Source organism: Ligilactobacillus acidipiscis DSM 15836, from assembly GCF_001435755.1.
GTDB lineage: Bacteria > Bacillota > Bacilli > Lactobacillales > Lactobacillaceae > Ligilactobacillus > Ligilactobacillus acidipiscis.
This window is the reverse complement of sequence record NZ_AZFI01000057.1, coordinates 1-10,777: the sequence shown is the minus strand read 5'-3', so window position 1 is coordinate 10,777 and position 10,777 is coordinate 1. Positions and strand designations below refer to the sequence as shown.

The window sequence follows — 10,777 nt, the reverse complement described above, 5'->3', positions numbered from 1 at the left end:
TTTAGCGACTTGTTGTTGAAGTTAGTTAAGCTCAAGCTTTTGCATTTCGTAACCTGACTAAGAACAAGGTGGCGCGAACCGAGTATAGTGCCACTTTTCTCGCCTTTCCACGCTGTAAATTGGAAATAATTCTTCCCAACCTATAAATGTCCGTTAGCCCTCACACCATGCTGTAAACGAAATGAAGTAATATTCACTTTAATAAATAACGCAGTTTCAGATCCACCCACTAAAGGTAAGTGCTTGATGGCTGGCGGCAACTTATTGAAAAGGCTGCGTGTTCCAATATAATCACGAGCCATAAAAAGTGCATTATCATAATCTTCTCCCAGCGTATAACCTTGAAAATCCGGTAAGTAAACCAGATAATTGGATGAATTTTCACCAGTCGGTTTGATTTTGATAGGATAAACAACGAATTGATCTTGCATAGTTTTTGCTTTCCTCCTAAAAAATAAACGATATTGCAAAAGATTGTATTCCTTAAATGATTATTATATCTAAAAATTTACGTTAAATCATATAATGCACAATGTGATTTTTACCGCTCTTTATGCTATATTTCTATTTGATATTTAAAGAATAGGAGTGAATATCTTGGAGGATTCATTAATTAAAGTTTTTCATGGTCAAGATCTTGATCAAACTTTTGAAAATGCCTGCTCGCAAACCTTAGCGGATTATCGAATGGAAGACTGTCAGATCAACCATTTCAACAATGAATACGTTATCGTAGTTAAAACTGAGAAAATATCCTCACATTAATTGACTTACATATACTTTTCTCATTGTTTATTTTGTATCAGAAAAATTACTTTATCTCATAGAAAAAGAGCCTGTTGCTTACGCAGACTCTTTTATTTATTTTGCTAAATTTTTTGTTTTTTTAAAATTATTTTTAATTTCTATAAGATACATGTGCCATTTGCGGAACTTCATTCCACGCAACCGGATAGCCAGCTCCATAAGCACAAAAAACCGAGTCTGGTGTGTTATCCAGATCACTAACTGGATCATACGACTTCTCTGCAATTACTGCGGCAGTATTGTGACACGGACGATAACCAGCAAAAATACATTCCAGTTGTCCTTTTCCATGGGTGTAGGAGCGCACTTCTTCCGCATACCCCTGCATTTCTGACACTGGCGCTTCTCCCGTTAATACCACTGTTTCTGACTGGCTAGTACTTTGCTCAGGTGTTGCAAAATGACCGCTCATTCTTTCAATATCAGTCATTGCACGCCCAACTTGGTCCGTACCGACTTGCAAATTAAACTGATACCATGGCTCCAACAACTCACACTTTCCTTGTTGTCGCAATTCCATTAGTCCTTGTCGCACAGCCCGCCAGGTTGCCTGGCGAAAATCTCCGCCAACAGTATGCACATTGCTTGCTTTGCCGCTGATCAAAGTGATTTTCATATCGGTCACAGGCATGCCGGCTAGGACCCCTAGGTGTTGCTTGGCCTGCAAATTTGTCAGGACTTGATGTTGCCAATTACTTGCCAAGACTTCCAACGAACAATCACTGCCAAAACTAAGACCACTGCCCCGTGGTGTCGGTTCTAATAATAAATGGACCTCAGCGTAATGGCGCAAGGGTTCAAAGTGGCCCACTCCTTCAACTAGTGTCGTGATGGTTTCCTGATACAAAATTCTTCCTTGATCAAATGCCAATTCTAAGCCAAAACGAGCGGCTAATAAATTTGCTAAGATCTCTAGTTGAATCTTTCCCATTAACTGAACTTGAATTTCTTGAAGTTGTTCTGACCACGTGACGTGCAATTGAGGATCCTCATCTTCTAACTCACGTAAAGCTTGCAAGCAAACTTGAATACCTTGTCCTTTAGGATCAACTGCATAATTAAGGACTGGTGTTAATTGCGGGGCTTCAGCATCTTCTTTTATCCCTAAACCTTGCCCTGGATATGTTTCTTTCAACCCAGGGATCGCGCAAACTTCCCCGCTGCTTATTTCTTTGGAAACTTCATATTTTGTTCCGTTATAAACTCGCAGTTGATTGGCTTTTGGCTCGCCTAGTACGATCGCCTTAGGATGTAACGCGCCGCTGGTGACTCGCAGCCATGTTAACCGTTCTTTTTTTTCAGTATGTGAAACTTTAAAAACACGTGCGCCAAAGTCCCCGCTGACCATGGGCTTTTCTTGTGTCCAATACTCTAAACCAGTCAACAGTTCATCCGTTTTGTCCACTTTTAAGGCTGAACCAAAATAACATGGAAAGATTTTACGCTGACTGATCAAGTCGCGGATCGCAGCTGGCTTGACGTGCCCGGTATCCAAAAATTGATTCAAAATTTCATCATCGCTCAGTGCTACAGACTCATAAAAATCATCTGCCAACTGATTGTTTTCTGCCAGTTTTGGAATGGCATTTCCAAAATCTAGACAGGCTGCTGATAAATTAGCTTGTAATTGCTGGACTAGATCTTGGCACTTTTTTTGGGTAGAATCCATTTTATTTACAAAAATAAAAACCGGCACATGGTATCGTTCCAAAAGACGCCATAAAGTTAATGTATACCCCTGAATTCCTGAGTTAGCAGAGATGACAAGTACCGCATAATCGAGCACACTTAAAACCTGTTCCGTCTGGGCTGCAAAATCGACGTGCCCTGGGGTGTCCAACAAGGTCAGCGCCAAATCGCTGGTTGTCAGACATGCTTGGTGAGAAAAAATCGTGATCCCACGTTTTTTCTCCAACTCCTCAGGATCTAAGAAGGTATTTTGATCATCAACTCTGCCAAAATGGCGGACCTCACCCGTTTGATATAGTAAGGCTTCAGAAAGTGTCGTCTTGCCCGCGTCAACGTGAGCCACGATACCTGTCACAATGTGCTTCATTTTTTAGTCTCCTTAAGATCAACGAGCTAAAACTGCTCGCTCAAATTTGTCACTGTTTTGCTAAAGTTTCTTCTTAACTATTTTAACCTAAATAACTTCCACACTCCATCCTGGAAATTAACTACACCAATCACTTTAAACACTAATAATAATAATTTTAAATATCTTTCTAACATAGTTCCTGCCATATCAACATTTGTTTGCTTAAAATCTTTTTATTATTTATGGAATTCAAAACATTTGACTTATAGTTATCCCGTGTTAAGATACAATTGTTAACAAAAGCAAGGGTTAACTAAATCACTCGAAGAGGAGGAAACATTGACACGACAGTTACTCAAGGTTAAATATTAGTCATTGAAACAAGGAAACTGATCTTCGAAGATTTTCGAATGGAGGTTATACCAGATGAACAATGAAAGTATTAATTACCGTAACAAGAAAAAAGTACACTCAACAAATAATAAACTTAAGATTGCTGGTGCAACTGCAGTCTTAGCCGGTGCCTTATTTGCCGTTCCAAATTTAGCATCTGCTGATACATGGAAGGCCAATACTCCTAATGAGATCGCAGCTAATATTACAAATACTTCCAGCCCATATACGATCAAATACGGCGACAGCCTATGGGGGATCTCTGAAGCATTGAAAACGAAAGGTCTGACTGTTACACCAGATCAGCTTGCTTCACAAAATAATATCGCAAATGCTGACCTGATTTATGCTGGCAATAGTTTGACATTCAATGGTCAAACTGTAACAGCGCCATCAAATAGCGGCGGCGCTCCAACCAGTCAACCTACTCCTGCAGATAACGTTGATAAAAACAGCTTAGAAGCAAAACTGCAAGAAGCCAATAAGTATCTCTACACCAATGGCGTTTATACCGAGAGCTCCTTAGATAACTTACGTCAGGCTGCCATGAGAGGTAATGGTGTTATCAAGTCTTACGCTGCCACTCAGCAAGACGTTACTAACGCTGTGAATAATATCTCCCAGGCCATCGACGGTTTACAAAAGCAGTAACAGTTAAATAATGTGAACCACCTATAAAGCAAAGAACTGTAATGTGATCAACATTATGTTTTTTTAATTTACACTGAAGAAAATCTATCATGTTTCTAGTCTGTCTCTGGATATTCATCGTTTCACTAAAGTTGTGGCCACACCGCCCTCGTCTGGACAGCTTGAAGGCCACATTTGTAATCAAAAGCTTTCATCTTCCTAACACTTCGTAAAAAAACTGAGACAAAACATGTTTATCGTCAAAAATGCTTTGCCTCAGTTCTATTCGATTAATTTTAAAGAATAGCAATTATTATTAGTAAAAATATGACTCCTAACAAGCAACCGCAGCCGATGTTGAAAAAGAAGCTCAAAACGCTCCACACAAAAAGGACGCATAATATAAACAGGAATGTCAGCATCATTGCCACCTCTTTATTTGCAAACCACGCTCACTTTTACCGGCTTAGATCAACTTTTTCATTGATCAGCCACACAACAATGTCGCCAATTAAAACCACAACAAATTCACCAATGCCGACTGTCAAATATGTCATCCAAAACAAAACTTCACTGACCAGATGTAATTCTAGTGCGACTGCCTATGACATTCCGGCCCCATTGATGACTATAAATTAGCAATCAAACACCCCTCATGTAACGTTTGTTGAAAACCACCATAGTATTGAGCAGTTCTGACAAACGAAATTGGATCGAGCCATAACTCAATGGTATAAAAGTAACGGTTAAAACTACATAAAGTGCAGCGATCAAAGCTGTTTTGGTGATCTCAGCAACTTTATTATTAACACGTGTCATTTTTAAAAACCTCCTAGTTTTTTTAGGTGGGATGGTCACGAACCACCATGTAACAAGTAATTATTCCATTAATACTGCACTTTCAAGTATAGAAAAAAGACGACCGTTTATCAACCTGAAAAGCATGTTATAATTTTATTATTGGACATTTTAACGACCGAGTAACTAGTCGCTAAAAATCGTGGATCAACTAACTGTCTATTCTAACAAATATTTGACACGACCCGCGAAATTTTTACAATGAATGGATATTACTAATGAAAATCGCTATTTTAACTGACAGTGCTGCGATGATCAGCAGTAAAGTCAGATCACAACCGAATATTAAGGTCTTACAGATCCCACTTTCATTGGATGGAGAAACTTATTATCCCAATGAATTGCCAGAAGTTGCTGGACTAGAAACACTAAGGGAAGCCACACTCAACACTGTAACAGAAGAGCAGATCCCACTAACAACAATTTCTGCAGTAACTGATGAACTTCAACAGGCTGGTTATACTGACATACTTTGTATACATATTGCCAGTTCGATCAGTGGCTTAGGCTCAAATCTCTCTACTTTCGCCAAGAACTGTCAACAGCCGCTTAAGATCCATCTCTTTGATTCTCATACTCTTGGTCCTGCAGAAGGTGCGTTGGTTGAACGAGCACTTACTCTGATTACTCACGGATTGAAAATTGCTGACATTTTAACAGAACTAACCAAGTACCGCCAAAAACAACATACGCTGGTCATAATGGAAAATCTCAAAAATCTGCGTCGGATCGGTTCTATTTCAAATAATGCACATCTTTTCAGTAATAATATGCTGCATTATAAAACCTTGCTGCATTTTTCCGAAAATGGTGAACTTGAAGTCTTGATGAAAAGTTCACGCACGAAAAAAATTGCAACGGCGCTATTGAATAAGTTTCGCAGCTCTGCAGCAAAACCGGAACTAGCAATCGTGGCAGACAATACAATGGTCTTGGAAAAATATGTTTCTTGCCTGAAAGAAATTATGCCGCAACTTCAACTAGTAACTGATCTATATTCACCTTCGATATTTTCCTTCATCGGTCCACAAGCACTGATCATTAGTTGGCAAAATAATTAACTACATGCAAAAAGATCGTCCTTCAATTTAAAGAAGAACGATCTTTTTTGTTTGCAGTTCTCTTATATTAACTTTTTGCTATTTAATAACGGACTCGCAATTGGCCAGCTTCTCAGCTTTCTGCTTAGTTATCTAAATCAAATTGACCCGTCAGTTTTTGCAACTGAGCAGCAGTTTCTTCCAAGGTCGAAACATGTTGGGTAAACTCATCCATCGTAGCTTGCACTTCTTCAGAATTAGCCGAAACTTCCTCTGTTCCTGCTGCGTTTTCTTGTGTTGAAGCTGAGATGCTTTCAAGTTTATCTAAGATCATCTTTTGAGTTTCACTGATCTCTTTTGTACCCTCATGGATCTTTTGAACATTTGCACCCATAGCTTCATTATGCTGATAAACGTTCATTGTCGACTTGATAGCTTCTGTGATCAAACCAGTCTGTTTTTCACTGCTTTCCAGTGAGTCTGTTGTTGCTTTGACCAAACCAGTTGATTGCTGTCTGATCTGTTCAATGATCGACTCAATTTCTTTAGTCGAATCATTACTTTGTTCAGCTAACTTCCGGATCTCCGCTGCAACAACTGAGAATCCTTTTCCTGCTTCGCCTGCACTAGCTGCTTCGATCGATGCATTCAAAGCAAGCAAGTTCGTCTGTCTTGCAATATCATTGATAACGTTAATGATCTTAGTAATGTTTTGTACATCACTATCCATTTCCTGAACACTACTCATCAAAGCTTGCATTCCGTTGATCTCATTTGACCAGTTACCATTGACCTTGTCCATGACATCCAGGTTATTTTGTCCAACTTTTGAAGCTTCTTTGGATGAATTATCAAGCTCTTCCATATTCGCATTGACATTATCAATATGTGCAGTGATTTTTTGAACGTTATCCACGCTTTCAGTAGTTTCTTTTGCTTGTGATCCTGTCACTTCAGCAATTTCAGTGATCGTCTGTGCGATTTCTTCAGAAGCAGTTGTTGTTTGTTTCGAAAGGTCAAGTAATGATGCAGCTTGTTCAGAAACATTCTTGGCTTCTTGCTGTGTTTGTCCGATCAGAACAGTGACAGAAGCGATCATATTATTGTAACTAGCCGCTACTCTGTTAAACTCATGTCCATTCGCATCAGCTCTGGTCATCTTTTGAGCTAGACGTTCTATTGGTACCTTAGAATACTCGATTTTTTCACCCACTGCAGGCACGTAACTCATCTTACCTTGGCCAGCATCTATAAAGAACTTCTCAAGTATTAATAAAGCACGTTTGATCAAACCTGCACTATAGTAAGATATTATCACGGCTAAAATGATGATCGCCAACATTGAGATTGTCAAGGTTATCAACATATGATGTGTGCCTGCGCTCAAATCACTATTGTTCATTTGGGCGATGGTCCAATTGTCAGTTGTTCCATTGCCCTTGTCAAAGGTAACCTTATTGATCTGCGAACCTCCAGGAACTTTGATCGTCCCCTTCTTTTTCGCTGAAGCAGCCACTGCTTTATAAACGGCTGTCTTGTTGATCATTTTACCTGCTTTAAAAGTATTATTGCTTTTACCAGTGTTCTTTTTGATCAAAACCCTGCCGGCTTTAGTTAAAACGGCGGCTTGACCATTGTTTCCGATTTCCATCGATTCAACAGATTTTTGTACTGATGAATATGAAACAGTAATTGCTAAAACATGGGCCTTTCCCTGCTTATCTATGATTTTCTGGGAAACACTTGCACTATACGAATGATTAGCCGGATCCTCATATGGAATCGACCAATATGCATGCCCTGTAGGTGCTTTTTGATACCAATCTTGATCTAAAATATTCATATCTTTAGGCATCGCAAAATTTGAATAGGCATATGTACCATCAGTATTGACATACATCAAGTTTGTGATCGTTCCCTGAGCGTCGCCATTGGCAATTTTCAAAGTTCTGTTAGCGTCTTTTAAGTTGACATTATTGGTCAACTCTGGTCTTTTTTCCAAACTAGCAATTTGTCCAGTAACATCTTGCCGCATGTCAACTTGTTGCCGTTGCAAAACATTTACAGCCGTCACTTTTAAACGGTCATTTTTCTCGATCAATTGCTGACGTGTATTCCCGTATGAGATCAAATTCATTATAATTGCCGGTACCAATGCTATCAATAAGAGTAACGGTAAAATATACTTCTGAATACTCTTTTTAGCAACTTTTTTCTTACTTGCCATTTTCTTTCCCCATCTTTCCCTAACTATCTAATTTGACCCCCTAAGGATCTCATGACTATCGTTCACAAAAGCACTAGAGCAAACAACCCCTAAATAATATGTTTGCCAGTATTTGCTTTTGCTTGCACTGAAGTCATCAAATTAACGAGCAATTACTGCTCTTTTACCCCTTTAGCCCCACTAAAACAAAACATAACTTTAACGCAGATAATCTAATATCGAAGTTTGCATGACCTTAGTCCCCATAGCCAAGGTCGAACGATATGCAATCATTTGATTTTGATATCCCATATACTTCTCTGCAACATCAACATCTTGTTTATTAGATAAAGTTTCCGCTAAAGTATTTTTCTCAGATTTATTTCGAGCTGATGCTGAACTTAAACGATTTTCGATCGAACCGATCTTAGATCTATAGTCAGTACAGTTTTCAGTAAATTTATCGATTCCTGACAAATATTCACTGGATAACTTTCTATCTGGATCCCCCGATTTCAAAGTATCGATCAAACCACTAAAGAATTCGGTCAGTTCAGACTTGCTATCTTTATCAATGCCAGGCGAACCATCGGCGTGCATCAAACGTGACCCGTCTGTAGCTAAATCTATGTTAACGCCATCGGAGATCTCACGCTGCAAATTGTCCGAGTTGCCTCTGTATTCTAAACTGACAGCTTCCCCTTCAGCATCTTTGATAACAGCAAATGGCGGTTCTTGTGTCTTTGTCCCCCCAAAGATATACCTGCCATCATAGTTGGTATTCAAAGCATCAACTATCCCTGAGATCGACTGCGAGATTTCTTTACGGTTCGCATTGTAAACCGCAGGTGTAGCTGTTCCGCTATTGGCCGACGACTCGATCAAATTTCTAATGTAAAGCATCAAGGTCGAAACATTATCTAAAGCTGAGTCTTGCGTTTGCGACCAGAGCGTGGAATCAGAAATTGTTTGGCCATACGTTTTGTTTTGTGAAATCGAAACATTCAGATCTAAGATCTTTGCGACTAACAAAGGATTATCAGAAGCCTTATTGACTTCTTTCAAACTAGACAGTTGATTCATTGTCTTTTGAACCTTGTTAGTACTGATCTGTAAATTCTTCAAGAAATCAGAATATTCCATTTTACTGGAAACTCTCATTGATTAACCCCCCGTTCTATTGATCAAAGTATCCAACATTTCTGAAACGACATTTAATAATTTGGCATTAGCCTGAAACCCCTGTTGAAATCTGATCACATCTGACATTTCTTCATTCAAATTAACACCAGAAGCTGCTTGGTCTTTGTATTCCAGTTGGTTCAACGCTGATAATTGAGCAGATGCCATATTGTCTGCTTTTTGTTTAGATATCCCATTTTTTGTCACGATACTGTTATAGGCACCTGGAATCGTTAAACCATCTTGAGAATTATTGAAGGTCAAAGTACCCTTATTATAATTTTCCAACAATTTCGCCGTATCAACCGGATAATCAAGCTTACTCTTAAGCGCCTTAGCCATCGCTAAAGCACGGCCATTATCTCCTTCGGCCGGATCATCACCAGTACCGACTTTCATTTTGCCTGGATCTGCGACTAAATCATCGTTGATCTTAATACTTAAAGCCGGATCACTTGGATCAGTGATTTCAAAAAAGCCGCTATCTGGAGTTTGCCCATCAGAATAAACGATATTTTCGATTTCTACAACGCCTTTGGCAAAATCATTTAATTCAGCTCGATGGCTTTCCACTTCAGCCAATGATTCTTGCAAACCGCCGATCGAACCAGACTTGACTGCTAACTTGCTGTACTTCTCTGAACCGTTCGCTGTTTCAAAAACGACCTCTCCGACCGTGAAATCTCCATCGATCGTTTGCTTCGGTTGTGTTTCATCACCATTCGGCAAAATCTGAGCTTCGCCGTTAGAATTACTGACAACAACATTTAACTTAGTCTGTACTCCTTTTTCACTGTCAACCACGGCATGGTCACCGATACTAAGTGAAGCACGGCCATATTTGTCAAACGAGACTGTTAAATTACTTTCAGCAGACATATCCTTTAACAAACTATCACGTTGATCTAACAAATCATTGGGCTGTTCATCACTTAAATGACTGTCATACAACTGTTGATTCAAATTAACGAGTTGTTCTGCCTTTTCATTAAAATCTAGAACAGTTTTCGCCAGAGAAGAACGTGTATCAGTAGAAACTTGTGAAACTTGCCGCGCAGTTTGCTGGATATAAGAAGCTAAAGCAACGCCCATTTGAACACTATTAGTTTTAGCCGTATCCAACTCCGGATTGTCGGCTAATTTTTGTAAGCTGTCAGCGAAATTATTCAATTGTGTAATGAGTCCATCGTCTGACGGCTCATGTAATGCATTTTCTAATAAAGCCAAAACATCTGATTTTTGGACGTTAAAATTATAATCTGAATTAGAATCTCGAACCTGTGAACGTACAAAGTCATCAACGATCCGTGAGATACCATCAGCTTGAACACCACTACCGATCAAACCAACTCCTGTTTTTGCATAAGGAATCTTCGTTGATAAATCAACACGTTGGCGCGAGTAACCATCGGTATTAGTGTTAGCAATATTATGACTGATAGTCTGCAAGCCGATTTGGTTAGCATCTAACCCACTGCGAGCAGTATTCAAAGTACCAAATAAACCTGACATGAAAGTCCTCCTAAAGAATAACAAGGTGAAGAAATGCGGTTAGAAGCCGAGCATTAACGGACTTCAACAATAAGTCGTGCCTTTAGCGACTTGTTGTTGAAGTTAGTTAAG

The 10,777-nt window shown here is 39.3% G+C and carries 9 protein-coding genes and 1 riboswitch; of the genes, 3 read left to right on the top strand and 6 right to left on the bottom strand.

The window, feature by feature from the left end; genetic code table 11:
• Positions 1–140: 140 nt before the first annotated feature.
• Positions 141–431: a hypothetical protein gene (locus tag FC65_RS05475; protein ID WP_010498238.1), complete on the bottom strand. Its 291-nt coding sequence runs from the start codon at positions 429–431 to the stop codon at positions 141–143.
• Positions 432–597: 166 nt separating this feature from the next.
• Here FC65_RS05475 and FC65_RS11800 point away from each other — a divergent pair, with 166 nt between their 5' ends.
• Entirely contained in the window at positions 598–765 is a 168-nt protein-coding gene (locus tag FC65_RS11800; RefSeq protein WP_154022034.1) for a hypothetical protein, read from the top strand.
• A 133-nt stretch (positions 766–898) separates the two neighbouring features.
• On the opposite strand, the gene FC65_RS05470 is transcribed toward FC65_RS11800, so the two are convergent.
• Positions 899–2,863: an elongation factor G gene (locus tag FC65_RS05470; RefSeq protein WP_056971849.1), complete on the bottom strand. Its 1,965-nt coding sequence runs from the start codon at positions 2,861–2,863 to the stop codon at positions 899–901.
• A 408-nt stretch (positions 2,864–3,271) separates the two neighbouring features.
• On the opposite strand from FC65_RS05470, the gene FC65_RS05465 reads away from it, so the two are divergent.
• Positions 3,272–3,889, top strand: a complete 618-nt coding sequence (locus FC65_RS05465) for a LysM peptidoglycan-binding domain-containing protein (RefSeq protein ID WP_056971848.1) — start codon at positions 3,272–3,274, stop codon at positions 3,887–3,889.
• Positions 3,890–4,510: 621 nt separating this feature from the next.
• Here the strand turns inward: FC65_RS05465 and FC65_RS12375 are convergent.
• Positions 4,511–4,687 carry a QueT transporter family protein gene (locus tag FC65_RS12375; RefSeq protein ID WP_010498233.1) on the bottom strand — a complete coding sequence of 59 codons (177 nt, stop codon included), beginning with the start codon at positions 4,685–4,687 and terminating at the stop codon, positions 4,511–4,513.
• A 7-nt stretch (positions 4,688–4,694) separates the two neighbouring features.
• A riboswitch (PreQ1 riboswitch) is annotated at positions 4,695–4,739 on the bottom strand.
• 205 nt (positions 4,740–4,944) lie between these two features.
• On the opposite strand from FC65_RS12375, the gene FC65_RS05460 reads away from it, so the two are divergent.
• Positions 4,945–5,787, top strand: coding sequence for a DegV family protein (locus FC65_RS05460; RefSeq protein WP_056971847.1), 843 nt, complete (start codon positions 4,945–4,947; stop codon positions 5,785–5,787).
• Between the two features lie 124 nt (positions 5,788–5,911).
• Here FC65_RS05460 and FC65_RS05455 read toward each other — a convergent pair whose 3' ends face one another.
• From FC65_RS05455 to flgK, 3 genes are all read right to left on the bottom strand, one after another.
• Complete coding sequence (locus tag FC65_RS05455; protein ID WP_056971846.1) at positions 5,912–7,993, bottom strand: methyl-accepting chemotaxis protein; 2,082 nt, start codon at positions 7,991–7,993, stop codon at positions 5,912–5,914.
• Positions 7,994–8,191: 198 nt separating this feature from the next.
• Positions 8,192–9,133 carry a flagellar hook-associated protein FlgL gene (gene flgL / locus FC65_RS05450; protein ID WP_056971845.1) on the bottom strand — a complete coding sequence of 314 codons (942 nt, stop codon included), beginning with the start codon at positions 9,131–9,133 and terminating at the stop codon, positions 8,192–8,194.
• A 3-nt stretch (positions 9,134–9,136) separates the two neighbouring features.
• Positions 9,137–10,666, bottom strand: a complete 1,530-nt coding sequence (flgK, locus tag FC65_RS05445) for a flagellar hook-associated protein FlgK (protein ID WP_056971844.1) — start codon at positions 10,664–10,666, stop codon at positions 9,137–9,139.
• Positions 10,667–10,777: the final 111 nt, after the last annotated feature.

Excerpts from the sequence above, each read along its gene's own strand:
- FC65_RS05470 (WP_056971849.1), bottom strand. The coding sequence starts at position 2,863 with ATGAAGCACATTGTGACAGGTATCGTGGCTCACGTTGACGCGGGCAAG.
- flgK (WP_056971844.1), bottom strand. The coding sequence starts at position 10,666 with ATGTCAGGTTTATTTGGTACTTTGAATACTGCTCGCAGTGGGTTAGAT.
- FC65_RS12375 (WP_010498233.1), bottom strand. The coding sequence starts at position 4,687 with ATGACACGTGTTAATAATAAAGTTGCTGAGATCACCAAAACAGCTTTG.
- FC65_RS05465 (WP_056971848.1), top strand. The coding sequence starts at position 3,272 with ATGAACAATGAAAGTATTAATTACCGTAACAAGAAAAAAGTACACTCA.
- FC65_RS05460 (WP_056971847.1), top strand. The coding sequence starts at position 4,945 with ATGAAAATCGCTATTTTAACTGACAGTGCTGCGATGATCAGCAGTAAA.
- FC65_RS05475 (WP_010498238.1), bottom strand. The coding sequence starts at position 431 with ATGCAAGATCAATTCGTTGTTTATCCTATCAAAATCAAACCGACTGGT.
- FC65_RS05455 (WP_056971846.1), bottom strand. The coding sequence starts at position 7,993 with ATGGCAAGTAAGAAAAAAGTTGCTAAAAAGAGTATTCAGAAGTATATT.
- flgL (WP_056971845.1), bottom strand. The coding sequence starts at position 9,133 with ATGAGAGTTTCCAGTAAAATGGAATATTCTGATTTCTTGAAGAATTTA.